The organism is Phocaeicola salanitronis DSM 18170 (assembly GCF_000190575.1).
Classification (GTDB): Bacteria; Bacteroidota; Bacteroidia; order Bacteroidales; family Bacteroidaceae; genus Phocaeicola; species Phocaeicola salanitronis.
In genome coordinates, this window is the sequence record NC_015164.1 from 488,037 (window position 1) to 504,070 (window position 16,034).

At 39.8% G+C, this 16,034-nt stretch carries 24 protein-coding genes; all 24 read right to left on the reverse strand.

From position 1 onward, the window contains the following. Positions 1–3: 3 nt before the first annotated feature. Positions 4–1,578, reverse strand: coding sequence for an ankyrin repeat domain-containing protein (locus BACSA_RS02250; RefSeq protein ID WP_013616502.1), 1,575 nt, complete (start codon positions 1,576–1,578; stop codon positions 4–6). Further along, positions 1,565–2,053: a hypothetical protein gene (locus tag BACSA_RS02255; protein ID WP_013616503.1), complete on the reverse strand. Its 489-nt coding sequence runs from the start codon at positions 2,051–2,053 to the stop codon at positions 1,565–1,567. Before BACSA_RS02255 ends, BACSA_RS02250 begins: the two co-directional genes overlap by 14 nt. A 71-nt stretch (positions 2,054–2,124) precedes the next feature. Continuing rightward, complete coding sequence (locus BACSA_RS02260; protein ID WP_013616504.1) at positions 2,125–2,592, reverse strand: hypothetical protein; 468 nt, start codon at positions 2,590–2,592, stop codon at positions 2,125–2,127. Positions 2,593–2,656: 64 nt separating this feature from the next. Then, positions 2,657–3,079 carry a hypothetical protein gene (locus BACSA_RS02265; protein ID WP_013616505.1) on the reverse strand — a complete coding sequence of 141 codons (423 nt, stop codon included), beginning with the start codon at positions 3,077–3,079 and terminating at the stop codon, positions 2,657–2,659. Positions 3,080–3,250: 171 nt separating this feature from the next. Next, positions 3,251–3,445, reverse strand: a complete 195-nt coding sequence (locus BACSA_RS02270) for a hypothetical protein (protein WP_144005170.1) — start codon at positions 3,443–3,445, stop codon at positions 3,251–3,253. A 780-nt stretch (positions 3,446–4,225) separates the two neighbouring features. Further along, positions 4,226–4,537: a hypothetical protein gene (locus tag BACSA_RS19750; protein WP_144005171.1), complete on the reverse strand. Its 312-nt coding sequence runs from the start codon at positions 4,535–4,537 to the stop codon at positions 4,226–4,228. 17 nt (positions 4,538–4,554) lie between these two features. Then, on the reverse strand, positions 4,555–5,028 hold the full coding sequence (locus tag BACSA_RS02280; RefSeq protein ID WP_013616507.1) for a hypothetical protein: 474 nt from the start codon (positions 5,026–5,028) through the stop codon (positions 4,555–4,557). Between the two features lie 94 nt (positions 5,029–5,122). Then, positions 5,123–5,377, reverse strand: a complete 255-nt coding sequence (locus BACSA_RS02285; RefSeq protein WP_041583848.1) for a hypothetical protein — start codon at positions 5,375–5,377, stop codon at positions 5,123–5,125. Positions 5,378–5,474: 97 nt separating this feature from the next. Further along, positions 5,475–6,026, reverse strand: coding sequence for a hypothetical protein (locus tag BACSA_RS18840; RefSeq protein ID WP_013616509.1), 552 nt, complete (start codon positions 6,024–6,026; stop codon positions 5,475–5,477). 30 nt (positions 6,027–6,056) lie between these two features. Beyond that, a complete protein-coding gene (locus tag BACSA_RS02295; RefSeq protein WP_013616510.1) occupies positions 6,057–6,467 on the reverse strand; it encodes a hypothetical protein in 411 nt (136 codons plus the stop codon). A 103-nt stretch (positions 6,468–6,570) separates the two neighbouring features. After that, the gene (locus BACSA_RS02300; protein WP_041583849.1) at positions 6,571–7,098 is read right to left on the reverse strand and encodes a hypothetical protein; all 528 of its coding nucleotides are present in this window, start codon (positions 7,096–7,098) and stop codon (positions 6,571–6,573) included. Between the two features lie 39 nt (positions 7,099–7,137). Beyond that, a complete protein-coding gene (locus tag BACSA_RS02305) occupies positions 7,138–7,692 on the reverse strand; it encodes a hypothetical protein (protein WP_041583850.1) in 555 nt (184 codons plus the stop codon). 58 nt (positions 7,693–7,750) lie between these two features. Further along, a complete protein-coding gene (locus tag BACSA_RS02310) occupies positions 7,751–9,181 on the reverse strand; it encodes a tetratricopeptide repeat protein (protein WP_013616513.1) in 1,431 nt (476 codons plus the stop codon). A 79-nt stretch (positions 9,182–9,260) separates the two neighbouring features. Continuing rightward, positions 9,261–9,986: a hypothetical protein gene (locus BACSA_RS02315; RefSeq protein WP_013616514.1), complete on the reverse strand. Its 726-nt coding sequence runs from the start codon at positions 9,984–9,986 to the stop codon at positions 9,261–9,263. A gap of 67 nt (positions 9,987–10,053) precedes the next feature. Next, entirely contained in the window at positions 10,054–10,407 is a 354-nt protein-coding gene (locus BACSA_RS02320) for a hypothetical protein (RefSeq protein ID WP_013616515.1), read from the reverse strand. 46 nt (positions 10,408–10,453) lie between these two features. After that, on the reverse strand, positions 10,454–10,810 hold the full coding sequence (locus BACSA_RS02325) for a hypothetical protein (protein ID WP_013616516.1): 357 nt from the start codon (positions 10,808–10,810) through the stop codon (positions 10,454–10,456). A gap of 324 nt (positions 10,811–11,134) precedes the next feature. Then, positions 11,135–11,695 carry a hypothetical protein gene (locus tag BACSA_RS02330; protein WP_013616517.1) on the reverse strand — a complete coding sequence of 187 codons (561 nt, stop codon included), beginning with the start codon at positions 11,693–11,695 and terminating at the stop codon, positions 11,135–11,137. 52 nt (positions 11,696–11,747) lie between these two features. Then, complete coding sequence (locus tag BACSA_RS02335; protein ID WP_013616518.1) at positions 11,748–12,089, reverse strand: hypothetical protein; 342 nt, start codon at positions 12,087–12,089, stop codon at positions 11,748–11,750. Between the two features lie 119 nt (positions 12,090–12,208). After that, positions 12,209–12,601 (reverse strand): hypothetical protein, encoded by a 393-nt coding sequence (locus BACSA_RS02340; protein ID WP_041584185.1) that lies wholly within the window; start codon positions 12,599–12,601, stop codon positions 12,209–12,211. A 117-nt stretch (positions 12,602–12,718) separates the two neighbouring features. Continuing rightward, positions 12,719–13,240, reverse strand: coding sequence for a DUF7691 family protein (locus BACSA_RS02345; protein WP_013616520.1), 522 nt, complete (start codon positions 13,238–13,240; stop codon positions 12,719–12,721). Positions 13,241–13,248: 8 nt separating this feature from the next. Continuing rightward, positions 13,249–13,971 carry a PoNe immunity protein domain-containing protein gene (locus BACSA_RS02350; protein ID WP_013616521.1) on the reverse strand — a complete coding sequence of 241 codons (723 nt, stop codon included), beginning with the start codon at positions 13,969–13,971 and terminating at the stop codon, positions 13,249–13,251. A gap of 79 nt (positions 13,972–14,050) precedes the next feature. Next, positions 14,051–14,632, reverse strand: a complete 582-nt coding sequence (locus BACSA_RS19755) for a hypothetical protein (RefSeq protein WP_013616522.1) — start codon at positions 14,630–14,632, stop codon at positions 14,051–14,053. Between the two features lie 73 nt (positions 14,633–14,705). After that, positions 14,706–15,140: a hypothetical protein gene (locus BACSA_RS02360; RefSeq protein ID WP_013616523.1), complete on the reverse strand. Its 435-nt coding sequence runs from the start codon at positions 15,138–15,140 to the stop codon at positions 14,706–14,708. A gap of 75 nt (positions 15,141–15,215) precedes the next feature. After that, on the reverse strand, positions 15,216–15,980 hold the full coding sequence (locus BACSA_RS02365) for a DUF4274 domain-containing protein (RefSeq protein WP_013616524.1): 765 nt from the start codon (positions 15,978–15,980) through the stop codon (positions 15,216–15,218). Positions 15,981–16,034 lie beyond the last annotated feature (54 nt).

The window sequence follows — 16,034 nt, forward strand, 5'->3', positions numbered from 1 at the left end:
TTCTCAGCTGTATTTCAATAAAAATTTCACAAGGGATTCGTCGTTCTTCTTCGCCGCAATGTCCAGGGCTGTCAGCCCCTCATTGTTCACGGCGTTCACGTCCGGGGTACCGAAGTCCATCACGAGGGCGGCGGCTTCCTTCGAGCCTCTCATCGAGCTGGCTGCGATGTAATGCAGCAGGGTATTGCCCCATTTGTCCCTGGCGTTGATGTCCGCTCCGGCTTCAAGCAGTATTTCAAGTGTCTCTGCATCCTGTTCCGTGCAGGAACGCCCGTCGTATGGATATGACCTCGGCATGGCCGCGAAACGCGGTATGTTGCCGTCCCAGTACCGTCCCCCGTAGAGATTCATCGCAGGGGTCTGTCCCTGCATGTTGGCGGCATTTACATCCGCCCCGTTCTCCACAAGATAACGTACAGCCCAGATACCCGTATCATATCCTGCCCCGCGGCAGGCGACGGACAAGGCTGTGTTCCCCTCCTTGTCGGCGGGGCTTTCCGGGTCCCACCCGCATTCCGTCAGGCATTGAAGGAAATGCAGACATTCTTCCTTGTCCTCGTGCTCGTGTCCTCTGTTGCTCATCCATACGGCAAAGGCCGTCCGTTCTTCCGCGTCCCTGAAATTGGGGTCGGCACCGCCTCTGAGCAGCATTTCCGCTGCGGTGAAGTTCTCCCATGCCAGGGCGCAACCCAACGGGGATTTGCCCTTGAAGTCGGTCATGTTTTTATCCTCGCAGATGCTTTGGGTATCTACTCCGGAACGCAACAGGGCATCCAAGGCTGTCATGTCATTGTGCCATAATGCCTGGAAGATGTCCAGCCCTCCGGCGAGGGCGGCCAGACCGTCCGTTTCGGGGTCCTGTCCCGACAGCAATGCCCCGATTTTACGCGCACCGCTTTCCACGGCTATGTCAAAGGCGGTTTTCCCGATGCTGTCCTTTTCTTCAGGGTCTATCTGTCCGCTTTCCAGAATGAGCTTTGCGGTGTGGCAGCACTGTCTGTCCGATTCCCGCAGGTTTTCCAGTTCGGCATACGCTTCCTGCTTGGATTTGTCCGAGTACCACCGCTGGGAAAAATCTGCTATCCGTCCTTCCGTGCGCCTGATATCGTCCGCAATAAGTCCGGCAGACAAGCAGATGACGTGCAGCACGTTTCTGCCGCTCCTGTCTGTAGAATCAATGCGGTTCCCCGTCGTCAGAAGGGCATCGGCCATCTGGAAATTGCGGTTGCGCACGGCTTCGATGAGGGCGGTCGTGTCTTTGCCGGAACGGGGCACTCTCGCCCCTTTGGACAGGAGCAGGCCGGCAATGTCGGCATCGTCCGGTCGGGGACCGCGTCTTGCCATGACGCACAGTGGTGTGTCGCCGTCATCGTTTTTCACATTGGGGTCCGCGCCCCTGTCCAGCAGGATACCTACGGCTGTCATGTCTGCAAAATGGCAGGCCGTATGCAGAGGGGTATTGTTCTTGCGGCTTTCGTCCAGGCTGTCAAGCGGGACATCCTGGTATGCTTCGTATAATTCGGAAGGTTCCGAATCATGGGAAGTGTGCAGATTGTAGATTTCTTTATTGGTCATCATTGTTGCATGAAGTATTGATTAACGTTTCAATATGTTTGTATTTCCCGCCCAGCCGGAAGGAAATGGCCTTAAGTTCTCCGTACAGATGCTGTTTGCAAGCGGCTTCCGCCTTCAGGCGCAAGATCCGTGTGTATGCCAGCGGCTCGGGAGTGCCTTGCGGCATGGGGCAGAACGGTGACTCCTCGTCATGGAGGTAACGGAGGAAGGCTTCAGGAAGTCTTTCCGTGCCGTGGCCGACATTCATGGGCACAAGGCGTTCGGCTTCACAAAGCAGCCTGTGGCACTCATCGTACCATTCCACCATGAAACAGCAGAGGGCTTTGTTGTACAGTAGCTTAAAATCCTTGGCCGGAATACGGTCAAAGCACACATAGGCGGAAGAAAAAGCCTTGTTGCTTAGGAATGAAACTCCAGCAGCGAACAGCTTGTCCGCATCTTCTTTAGGTATGCCTGGGGTATTTGCAAACTGTGTCATATCAGAAAGTTTATTGGAATTTATAAATGACTTTTATTAAGTAGCCATGCTGCCTGCCACATTTTGTTGATTTAATGATCTAAAATTAAATTCTGTATTGTATTATTTTTCCATATAAAGCTGAAGCTATAATCCAAATCATATGTGGTGAAGGTGATTTCCCAGCTATTGTTGTATTTCTCGGATAATTTGATTTCTTCAGGATAGAATCTGTTTTGCCATGAGGCATATATTTCTTCCTTATGTGCCAACCGGCTTTCATCAGGCAAGCGGCTTCCCACTCGCTCATTCACTGATTTCCAGTTTTCCAGCAACACCTGTAAATCCAATATCTGCCGGGGTAATGGAGCCGAAGTGTCTCCATCCAGCCAAATCACTGTTTCAGCCGAATATGATGGCAACTGTAATGTACACCACCAGCCGCATCGCTCGTTCGGCCACCAATCGCAAACTTTGGAATGAAAAACTCCCAAGCCTTTTATCGCATATTCTCTTTTTCTTCCCAATAAAGCAATTGCCAGCTTCTTGATATGATTCATTGTTCTTGTTTTAAGTGTTATTTGAGAATGAGTTTTATGGTTTGAAAAAGAACACCGGTTGGGGCTACCTTTCCTTGCAGCCGATGAACTTGCTTTTGTATATGGCATACTCTACCGTATAAACAGCCAGTTTCACGCCTAAGAACATGCCAACAAGCAATATATATGCTACAAAACAAAAATGATTATACAGGAGGTCTGTCAAGAATATAGGTATCAGCAGGGCCGTGATTGTAGCGTTCTGAAACCATTTCTGTACTTTCAATAACAGGTCAATGTACAAGTGATTCTCTATGTAGCTGAACCCCCATCTGTAATTATGTCGTTTCAGGTAAGACAACGAGAACCATAGTCCTGTAAGTGAAGCGATAAGGGCTACATACCACCATGCATCCATGTATGGGAACATGCTTTTTAAGAATGTCAGCAGAACAATGCCAATGATGCTGCATTCATAGACTATTCTTACTTTTGTTGTATTATTCATATATATATATATTGTTTGTAGAAACGCCATTGGGTTGAAGCACCTCCGCATACGAAGTATTTCTGTATCTTCCGGCGTGATTTTACGAAAATTTGATTTTCATGCCAGAGCCTCGATGTAGCTGTTCTTGACAGCAGCCATCATAAAAGGCATTTTGATATATCCGTTCGCTCATACGATTCCTCCTGCAATCGGAATAGTGCCGGTACTTCGCTTTCGGGTCTTCCGGTATTCGACACATTCTGACCGACCTGCCCGGAACACACAGCAGGCCATTCCCGGATGCTCTATCCGGATGTAATACGCATCATGTTTTTCTTCCATGTACAGAAGGATGCTTCCTCTTTGTTTCTGAATCTTATCCATGTTGCCGAAACTAAATTCATATGCGCAAATATAGCAAAAGGATTGCAAAAACAAACTGACCGGTCTGTTTTATTGTGTTAAAACTTATAAGAAGGATGATTTACGGATATGGTTTTTACCGGAAATCTGCTTTCAGACCTTCAGTAAAGAGCAAAGGAAATGAAGCCTCTTTGTGTAAATCGCCTGATATTCAGCATTGAAATCTACCGATACCCTCCGTACCGTTGATGCCTTCTCAACATGCGGCTTAAATCTTTCAACTGCACAATTCCTTTCGTATTTCCCGAAATCCGATTCCCTGCAATACTTTGAAAGGAGCATTGTAAGATGCTGTCCTTCTGCTGCCAACTACTGAATTCTCTGTTATACAATTCTCAGCCAATGGCGATGCGTTATGATAAAATAAAGCAATATGACCCAAAGAGGATAAATCACCCAGGACATGATGCAGGAGAACCTTTGACTGCCAAACAGCAATGGCTTTTCCCGCATTATTTCAATTCCCCTTTTCTTTTTGATGTAATGCCTGCTCATGAAATGATACATGATACAATAGATTAGGATGAAGAAAATAAACGGCAAATCATAATCGAAGTTATCTTTGACCAATGGATAAATCAACACTATTGCAGGTAAAAATAATAGTCCGCAAAATAGCATCACAGTTCTTTCATGCGGGTTTTCCAACCGAAATTTGTCCCGGTTGAATATGAAGAATTGATAATACATTGCATCGAAGAAGAATTTTATCAGTCTGATTGCTTTCATGCTTGCTTTACATTATGGAAAAAAACGATATATTATCGTCAGGGCGGTCAGGATGATGTGTTCCCAAAGGCAGACCGTATTATATCTCATCCGATATAAAGCAGATATGCCTATACCGACAACTGCCCAACAGACGATTATCCAACAGGAAACGATGTAATTGCAGGAGGATTCGTAAATCCATCCGAAGCCTTCGCCTATGGGATAGAGTTCCGTATGCCTCGTGAACTGCAAGTAATTACTGATGCCTGCCCATAGCATCAACAGGCAGCATAACGCCCATATCGTCCTTGCTATCTTTTGCCAATGAATTATTTGTCCCAATTTATAATATCCGGCAACTAATCACTATTGGGGTGATTAAGTCGTTTGCTGCCGGCATACAGTTTCATAGCATAAGAAATAATCATTACCACCGTAAGATAAGTCATGATGATTGCGCCAACAATCCAACAAAAGTAGAAGTTGTTTTCATCAGACGGTATCATATTCTCCGGCAGTACCCCTGTGCGTTCATATTCCGCTTCGTATGTGCCAAGTGTTGGCAGTGCGCTAAACCATAATAGGCTCCAAAGGTTAAAAACAGCTTGCAGCAGAAGAGCGGACAACCGACACAACGTATTGCGTATCGCTATATCATACAATATATAAATGGGACAAATGCCAATTAGTGCCATCATGCTTACCAAAGGTCTGCGGTCGTCATGGGCAATCCATTCTCCCCCTTGCATTTCTATCGCATAATATTCAAAGTATAGAATAACAGCGAAAAGCAAGAAGTATATCGTGAACTTTATGACATTGGCTTTTCTCATTGAATTTGTATTTCAAGTTGGCAATCCTAATCCACCGTCTAAAATTACGGAAAATAATGGAGAGACTGACCATACGGCCGGATTTTTTTATGAATTATCCATACCGATTGGTTAAATACCCGCAAATGAATAGGTAGATTCCATAAATTACAATAGACAATCCCATATAGACGAATGCCCTATGAGGGAATATATCCAGATGATTGCTCCATAGCAACACAGGCATTATCACCGGGAGTGCTATCAGGAATTTTCTTCGGGTAAGCCGTAGGATGAACATGCCCGCCAGCAAAGTCAAGAACAGAACGGCAATGCTGAACCGGAAGAGGATGCCTATCGAAACGTCCATGTGCGCAATCGGTTTGCATACATTGATTTGATTGAGGCATACGCAATATGCCGCACAGCAGATTATATTCAATATGACAGGGACAAGTATTTTCATGTCATTCAATACCGTACAGCTTCTTTTTGGCGCAGACAAAAGAATTCCAATCCTGGAAAAGTTCTTTGATGCGGTTCACATATTTGTTGCCTTTCTTGTAGTCCCAATCCCAATGTACCCAAACCGTGTGGTATTTCTGGTTCGTGTCCACCGAATAGTGGTGCGTTTCCATTAGGATGTCGTCAATGTGGTTCCTGAAATCTTGGATGTTGTCCCAAGTGGAGAACTCCGGGTCGTATTCCTCTCCCTCCTTGAAATTCTTCGTCATATACTTTGTTTCTTTGTAATAGGTGCGGGATATGGATTCGTATTTCTCCAAAGTGTCCAGCGGCAATGTTTCAATGTCGTATTTCTCCACCATCTTGCGCAATTCGGAAGTGTCGCAGGGTGCATTGCTTACTACAAAGGCTTCGTGTTTCATGCCATCGTTCAGTCTTGTGAGAATCGGATAAAACTCCGTCGGTTTGTCAGGATTGTACCCGCAAGCCAGCCATTTCCACATCAGCAACCCTGCTGCGAGGATGGTCAGGATAAGTATTGTTCGCTTTTTCATGGGCAACTTGGGTTTAGCATACATATCAACTTATTTATCAGTCTTTGATTGTAAGACATGCCGTAAGCCCCAACAGTATTCCGTCTTGCTGTGGCTCTGGTAGCAATTATCTTCATCTAAATAAATATCCAACTTCCAAAAGTCCAAATCCTCTTTGCGGATGACATCGCCGTAGTTATCTATGAAAACAGCCACCTCGTCCTCCTCTTTCCAACTCCAAAGGTAGGGCAACCTGTAGCGGACAGTATGATTTTCGATATACAGTTTCTCCAAATCCCCATCTGCCGTACAAACTATTTTTCCCAAATACTTGCTCTCTTGTGGAGTATGGAAGATAATGGTCGGATGAAGCTCACGATATAGCCACCCCGACAGCACAAGGGCAGCTATAACGGCTATTGTCTTTACCAATCCTTTATGTCGTTTCAATCGGACAGTCATATTCTCCATTTTGGTTGCCAATGATTCAGCAGGAAACACTTCGACCTTATCCTGCGTTATGGGTTATGTTTCAGTCTGATACAAGCGTTATCTCGCCATCGCCTCATGCGCTGTTAAGCAACAGATAGAAAGTCGCGAACTGGACTATCAGAGAAACGACATAGATGCTGTAATAGAGCAGATACTTCTTCTTTTTATCGAACTCGGCGAAATACTTCCTATACTTGTCGTGTTTGAACAGGAATATGCGATTGGCATAATACAAGAACAGCACGATGATTGCGAAACACAAAATACAGAGGAAGATGTTCCCGACAATCATATCCAAAACACTCAATAATTCCACCCTGAAAATCTTGATGCAGGCAAGGCAGACAAGACAGAGCATCCAAAAGCTGATGATGCATGGGGTGTTAGTCGACCAAATTATGATAGAACCATTGATGCCTTTATGCATTTCGGCTGCTTCTTGTTTCTGAGCCATCGAAATGCCCCGTTTTATATAGCGGTTGTCCCATTTCGAGAGGCTTAGCCAATAGAAAGGGTTTAGCATCCTCTCGAAAATGAAGAACAGCAGCTTATAAGTGCAGTAATAATTTATATTGTAATATTTCTCCAATAATTTCATCATGCTTAATAAATAATGATGTATCCTTTTCCCTCCTTGTTTTTACGATTCCAAGCCAAATATCCAGTAACACGCCAACAGGTATAGGATGAGAAATACGATGAAGCCTATCCTGAATTTGAGTTCTTTCCGGGTGGGATGAAACCATTTTTTTATGCGTTCACCTGCTGTCTGCGGTCGTGGCATCAGTATGTCCGCCACTTCCTCAAAGGTCTTGCAGGCGAAAATCGCCTGCCGGAATTCGTCCACGCTTTCCCAGCTTTCTTCCTTGAACCACCGTGTCTTGGGGTATCGCTCCGTTATCAGTTCTTGCAGCTTTTGCAGCGGGAACGGTTCGGGGTTGTCCTTGTACTCGTATTCAATGGAAATCACACGCCCCTGCATTCCGGTAAAATACCCGAATATCCCTTGCCATTTCACTTTATGCGCCCCCGTTTCAACATATTTCGTCCCCGTTGCATCCACTACGATATAGTTTTTCCGCTTCTTTAACAACTCGGTATTGGTCGTTGTGTACAATTTCTCCGTGCGGAACACGTATATCATGTTGCCTTTGGTGGAAAAACTGAATATCGGGTATTTTAACTTCGTCTTCATCGTAAAAAATTGGTAATGGGTTGGTGCGGAACAGCGTTTAGCTGTTAGCTCAACCTTGTTAGCGATCTTTACTTTCTGAATCAGACAATCTTGTTAGCCTACAATACTGGCGGAAATCAGAAAGGTAGAACGAATATTGCGGATATTCGCGTAATACTGGCACGACCTTTTCTAAAAAGGCATTAACGTCATACAATAGAAAGTCCATATAGCAACAGCAGGTTCCCATTGCACCTCCCAACAGAAGCCCCAGCCCTTCCGGATTCAGAATTTCTTTCGTAATCCTATCCTCCAATGCATACCGGAAGCCTAAAACTAATTTTCTTTGTTCAGCACTTGTATTGTCATATGGAAATGCAAGAAATACAGCTTGCGCTCCAAACCGATTGATTTTATCAAAGATAGTCGTGTCGTTTTCGTAATACTGGGAAATCAAGTGAGAAAAACAGGTAGTACCGATAGCCACATCATACCGTAACTCTTCATTTTCTTCCGGCTCCAATTGATAGGTGACAAAAACATCCTTTGGATTTTCAAACACTTCTTTGCCATGTTCTTTTAATGTTTGCGTGATATGCCTACGGAGTGCCGTAAGAGGAAACATATCGCCTTTCAATTCATCAGCACGTTCAACATCTGAAATATACCTAAAAGCAAGACCTTCGCCTAACATTATTTCCATCATAATACAAAAAGTGCCATATCCTTGTTCTTCAGGCAAAGAGCATAAACCCTTTTCATAAAACGAAACAGCAAAATCATTTTGCTTGTCATCATAATTGGCATATACATAGACTTCTTCCATATTCACTTTAATCCCATGCATTCGGAATTCGAAAGAAGTATCCATTCCTGGATTATAAGGGAAGAAATGCCATTTGTTTTCCAGCGATTCCGGCATTCGGGATATTAAATAAGGATAGAGATAAAATAGGTGCTCATTCCCTTCTATTGAAAAAGTAAATTCATAATTGCCACCTATATTGAAATGCACGTCTTTTGCTATCAAGTCAGTACCTTGCTCAATAAATCTAACAACCACATCACCATCATATTCGTTACGTTTTTCAACCATTCTCGAAAGTTCTGCTTCATTCTGCAAAAACCATGACCAAAAAGCGTCAACCCTACTCTTAAATGGTACTTCTATATTGCATTGACGAATAAAATCAATCGTGTCTTCATCTCCTGGTGTCAATTCATCGGCTTTTGTAAAATAAGACAATGCTTCCCTATTCCTGCCAAGATAATAGAGAGCATAGCCCATTCGATAATTCCAGTTGGTATCCGACTCACCAACTTCTCGAATTGATTCAAGCAAGACTAATGCCTTTTCATACTCACCATTATAATTGTAAGCTCGTGCCAATAATCCGATTTCTTCAAAATCCCTGTTTGCTGGAAAGATTCCTTCTAAGAAATCAATTACATTCTGGTGTTTATCGGCTTCTGTCCAACTATCAATTTGTCGTTTTAGTTCTATATTCATAATTATATCCTTTATTTGATTGTTAATGGTTAGCAGGGAACGGCTTGTCCGTTATCCTGCGTTGTTAGCTGTATTTTAGTCAAAAGTCATGTAACACAAACAGACTTTTAACAAAATAATTTTCTACTGTCCATACGGCATAATATCCACCTGCACCGTCACTGTTCTGTGTGCTGATGAACAGTGTATTCCCTTTACCCAATGCCACGACAACATTGTTCGGGCTTGGTTCATACAGATGCGCTATATATACTGTTGGAAATTCCAATATTCCGGCAGGATGCTTGACAGTGATAGACGCATATTCTTCATGCGGAATATTATTCTCTATGCCTATCAAGTCAGAACAACCGTCAATGCTCCGAATAAAACCTGTTCCCAAATCGTAAACAATGGTGTGTCTTTGGGGATTAAAATCTTGGAAGCCTATTTCTACGGTTAATGTGTCGTTGGCATATACAAGATATTTATCCGTACTTTGCGGCTGTTTCTTCAACTGTGGCAAATCAGCCAAATAACGAATGCGGTTTTTATGAATTTCTCCTGTATGAGTGTTTCCATTCGGGTATGTCTTGGTTATGCCCGTTTCTGTTCCATATTCTACGCTATGCCATTCTTTATGGCTCTTTTGTGCATCCCAATCAACAAACACATGATTATCCAATAATTTGCCTATTACCGTTCCACTTATGTCACGTACATTTGTATATCCGTCCGTATCCTGAATGACACCGAAGAAACGCTGTTGTGCTTGTGTAGGCAGACAAAGCAGAAATGCCAATATATAGAAAATAATCTTTTTCATGCTTCTATTACAGCTAATGGTTTGACAAGGAGCTGCGTTTAGCAGCTAACTTGGCTTGTTATCAACTTTAATCATTATCATCATATCTTTCTCCTACTTGTGGATCATATAGAGGACACCCATATTCAAACAAAATATCTATAAATTTATTCATATCCTCACCATCCATTCCATAACAATCAATCATTACAGATTGAGAAGTAGTTGTTATCTGAAAGGCTCCTTTGTTGGAATTTTCAAAACTATTTTCATCAACTTTATTCCAATCAGAAAAAGCTTTTGCTATTTTCTCACGGATTTCATCGACTGGAACATTTTCTAATCCTTCAATATTTCCTTCATCACATAATGTTTCATAAACTTTATGATTATCTAAATAGGAATTTTCTTTATATCTCCAAAAACTCAGATTGTAACTCATGATAATTATATTTTGTTGGTTGACAATGGTTTAGCGGGGAACGCTGTCAAGCGTTATCACGCTTCGTTATCAGTTGATTATCTAAGCCGACAGTAATTATTTTGCGGATATAACCAAATATTAATGGCTGAATATTTGGTTCCCATTTAATCAATTCGTCAGGTGTTCTACAAATAATAGAAGTCTCATCAATATCAATAGATTGCAATATCAATTTTTCAAAAGGATATTTAATTACAAAATCACCTTCTTTATCAAAAACTATTATTAATGATTTGTCTATTTTTATGTTGTTGTACCTAATCAATTCAATTCTCTTTAATGTTGATTTCTCAAATTCGACATAAAACTTATCAATTTCATTCAGCTTATATTGAAATTTTTGATTCAAATCTATCATCATTTGATAGATAATTTGGTCAGATTTGTATTTGCTGCAAATAGTATAATCCTCTCTTTCTGAATTGAGTACTATATTAAATGTCAGCTTATCCTTTTGATTTCTCAAATCTGATATTGGAACAGGCTCTCTGGGTCTCCATAAGGATTCAAATCTAATTCAAACTGATGAGAATCATTATTAAAATGAAATAGTTCACCTGATATTATTGACCATTGCTTAGATAAAGGCTCATATTTAATTATAGAACCTTTTGATTTTATTTTTTTATGCATAATCATAAGTGTAATTGCTGATAATGGTTTGGAAAGGAACTCCGTTTAGGGGTTATCTTTCCTTGTTACTGATTTTATTACATTTACCGTCCAAAGAAGGCTGAATTGAATCTATTTTCATTATTGAATCAATCATGTTTGTGCCTTCACTTAGACGTATGAGTTCTTTTATTCTGAAAAAGTTATTTAACTTGTCATCATATTTATAATATGAATCAACATAAACTTTATCTGAAAACCTTGATGAATATGTACGTCTTGATATTATGCCTTTTTCTTCGATATTGTAAGCCAAAGATGAATAACCAGCATATGGATAATCAAAAACTTCTTTATCTTCCAACAGAAGTGTTTCTCCTGTATTTCCAAATGAAACAGAAAATATTACTCTTTCTGTCTGTTCGAAACATTCTTTCATACCATCATTATCATCATACCGATATTCAGAAGTCTTTTCAATGTATATGCTGTCTAAAACATTGTCATAATCTACATATCCAACCAAAGTATCTCTGAAAATGCAGTCCTTATTTTGAGATATATCTGTTGAATCTTTCCAACTTATTAATCCTATGGAAAGAATAGATGTTAATATCAAAAGAAACAGTTTCATATAAAATTTATATTATCAGTAATGGGATAGCGGGGAACGCTGTCAAGCGTTATCACGCTTTGTTAGTAACTTTTTTCTGTTGTGAGTTATTAAGACGTTGAACAAGCATTTCCTTAAACTCTGTACTATTACATTCATTTATAAGTTCTCTGTATTCAAGAGAATTTATTTCTGAATACACAGACTCTATTAAATGTAACAATGTCCATTCTATTCCATATAAAGCAGTCGGCGGAAAGAGCTTGATTAAAATATGTGCTTCATCCCAAGTGATAGGCTTAACTATCTTGCATAATAAGTCTTCATATTCATAAATTAATTCAGCCGTTATTCGTTCGTCTGTTTCATTGGGCATAGCACCCATTAAAGCTAATTGTTCAACTTCTTTTCTCATAACAATGTTGTTACTAATGGTTAGAAAGGAGCATCGTCAGATGCTATCTTTCGTTGTTACTAACTTATTTATATTTTTCAATCCGATAAATTATTGATACTTCATAACTTGCTCGATATTTAGAACTGATAAAGAAAGAGCATTAAAAGAAGCCCAATAGTCGGTACAACATATCTGACACTTAATACGGTCTTGTCCGAATATTTGGTGTTATAAACATTGTCTTGATATTTTTCCAACAAAGCCTTAATCCTTTTTTTGCTATAATATAGGTATATTACAGGCCAAGGGAGAAAACAGCCTATTACTCCTATTACAATTCTTTCTTCTCCGGAAGTATTTGGCAAAAAGAAATCTCCCGTTAAGAAAAACGACAGTATCAGCACGGCAAACAAATAAGCCATTGTGACAATTTCAGCCAATATGCACGTTGCCCCAAAACGGGGAAATTCTTCTCTCTTTATGCAAACCATGTAATACCTGAAAAACAAGTAGTCAATAATCGTTTTCATCGGCGATTGTTCTAAAACATAAATCACATTGTTGTTAGTAATGGTTAAGCAGGGAACGGCTTGTCCGTTATCCTGCTTCGTTAACATCATATTTAATTTCCATTCTAGTGTACCATATTAATACACCATAATCACAAGGTCCTTTTGTGCTTCAACGGCTTCATCGAGAATGAAGTTCAAATCGTCCATTTCCTCCTCGTAGTCGTAATCGCCGATACCATTGCCCTCTTCCAGAGAATTGTATTCCGTCCTCTTGCTCTCCAATTCAGAAACAGGTATGCTAATGATATAGGGAAAATCATCACTCAATGGAATAGGGATGAATGTGCTTTGGCTATCCAGTTGCCAAAGGTTTTCCGCACAATAGATTTGCGTTCCGAAATGATTGCAAATCTTTTCATATACATACCCGTACATGGAAGCGATTTCGGGATAACGGACTTCTCCGTTCACAATATCAGCCAATACAGCATAAGCATCCATATCCGTGTTCAGACTATCGTTGAAATAATCGTTCAAACTGTCAAGTCCCGGCTTCAGTGCTGCCTTTAATTGGTTAAGCAGCAGATTATCACGAGCTCCATAAACAGACTTTACCTTATCGGCTTCTGTCAAATATGCACAAACAGAGTAACTCATACTTATCTTTATTTTATGTTGTCGTTCCAGTGTACCATATCGTATGGATAATAGGGCAACCCTTTCAGGCTGCTATCATCCAGCCCCAAAACCTTGACCAATGCACCGCTCTCAAAACTCCAATATCCATCATGTATTATACCATATTTGTGGTCGTCATGCCAAGCACAATCGGAATGTCCTCGATACCATTCCCTTTTTAGATACTTTTCCAATCGCTTCGTCGCTTGAAGCTTGTTTGTTTTAGCCAAATCCGACACTTCCAAGATTGCCCGATAAGGCACAGCATCAAACACACAATCCGCCATTTCCTTCCGTTCCGGGAAACGGTAATTCAGCAATACATCATAAACACGGTCTTTAACTTCTTTCATGTCTATAAGTACGCGGAGTTTATCAATAACATTATTATCATACTCCAACATGATTCCTATTGAAAGCAACCATAACATCTGAACATAATAGCCATACGGAGTCCAGCATTTTTCTAAAACATTGATTGTTAAAATATAATTGGATTTTATAGATTCTAAATTCTCCCCCATAGAATACATAGTTACGATAGTATAAACTCTACAATCAAATAAACGTCCATACAAATCAGGGCTAATCTCATCACCATCTTTTTCTGATTGTTCTATCATACTATTAAGTTTTTCTATTCTGGTAGTATACTTAGCCAATTGCTTTATATACTGTTCTTCGGTAAAAAGTCTATCTCTTGTTTCCATTATGGTACACTGTTTTTGATGTTAATGATTTGGTGAGGAACAGCCTTAAGCTGTTATCTCGACCTTGTTATAAACTGAATTACATAGGTGCTTCTTTTTCGTATATTGGGTAAACAATAAGCGTGTCTTTAGTTACAACTTGCCCATTTTCATTTCGTTTCAAGAGCACATTTCCTGTAAATGTCATGTTATCAATCTTAAATTCTTTTATTTCATAATCCAACTGGTTTAACTCACTATAAGAGTCAGAGCTGTCAAAAAGCCCTACATATTTCTCTAAGATTCCACTTTTTTTATATATACTTTTTTGTTCGTAATAATCACGTCCTCCATATCTATATTGACGGATTATATATTGATTGTTTTCAGCTACAGCAGTGTCAAAGTTGAATAGAAACCACCATAATGGAGGAAAAATGACGAATGGAAATATATATACTCCAAAATAAATGCGCATACAGACTTTGCTCCATGTAGGTAGTTTTTTAGGAACACAGAACATCAGGACGAAAGGAGTAAGGAAAAACAATAACCGAAGAATATCACCAATATTCCAGCGTAACCGGTCACAATTACCTGACAAATTCAAAGTTATCAATCCTATTATTCCAGATAATAGATGAATACAGAGAATGATATAAAAGAATTTGGATTTCGTCATATTTCAATCAATACTGTTTATAATGGTTTGGTGAGAAACAACGTTAAGTTGTTTTCTCGACCTTGTTATAAACTTATCTTATTCCTTTCAACTCCTCTTTCATTTTCTCTTTTAGGTAAAAGAACAACAAAATATGCCAACACAAGTCAAAGGAGAATACGGCTTCTTCCTTTCTCCCTAATGCCTGATAGAACTTACATACATTCCGATATGCCATAAAAACAAATACAAGATAGATAGGCACCAGCATACAAAGACTTAATACCAAGACACAGACAGCTATCAGTGAATTTCTACAATAAGCTTTGTATTGTATCAATGCTTCTTCGTAATCGGAATTTTCCCAATAACCGAATGTTTTCAAATCCTCAACGCTCCAGCCTCTTTCTTTCAATAAATTAATAGCATAATCACGAATTTCATCATCATAGCCGTAACGCTTATAATTTTTTACAACATCTATTAGCTTATCATTGTCAAATCTCTTTAGAATATCAGAATCTTCCATAAAAAATTGTTTTATTGTTTATAATGGGATGCAGCTTGCTGCCGTTAGGCGGCACAGGTGCTTGTTATCGTCATTTTATACGGGTTTCATCATTATTTCAGGAATATTCCACATAGCTTTTGAATTATTCCAATCATGTTTATATTCAATTATTTCGGGATAATTCTTTTGGCAGATTTCTGAAATAAATTGTTTGAGAATATCTTCACTGACAATAGGCTCAAATCGCCAAAACAACATAAAAGCTATACCTTTATCACATAATGGATGCCTTAAAATATGAAAGACTGTATCTATATTTCCAAGAATGGGAAGATTACAAGCTATACCATATAAATCCATAGTTGATGAACAAGAATTTATCTGCTTATACAGATATTCACCAAACCAAGACTTCACGTCCTGTTCATCATAAATACTATATGGTTCTTCTCCTTTGACGTCTTTATACATAAAATCCGGAATAACAGAAATATCCTTTTTGTCGTTTGCCGGATTGTAATGTATATCTGTTTTAAGATAAAATCCATTAATATAGTTGATGATGATAATCTTTATAAGGTGGAAGACAGAGATGTCCTCTTTTATTTGAGTTTCATTCCACCTATAAACAGTAAAGTCTTGTGGTTGTGCCTGCCAAAAAATCATTAAAGCAGTAGCTTCGCTACATATAGATTGCTTCACAATCCATTCTATTAATGGTATATGAATATCCCAATTCACAACACTTGCGAGATAGTGTAGTTCGTCAGGTTCTGTTAATACAGACAACTTGTTTAAGTCAATGTTTGGATTTTCAACAATGTGGTTGTCTATATATTGTTTTATTTCATCTTTCATATTTTATGAATATTGACGATAATGGTTTGACAAGGAGCTGCGTTTAGCAGCTAA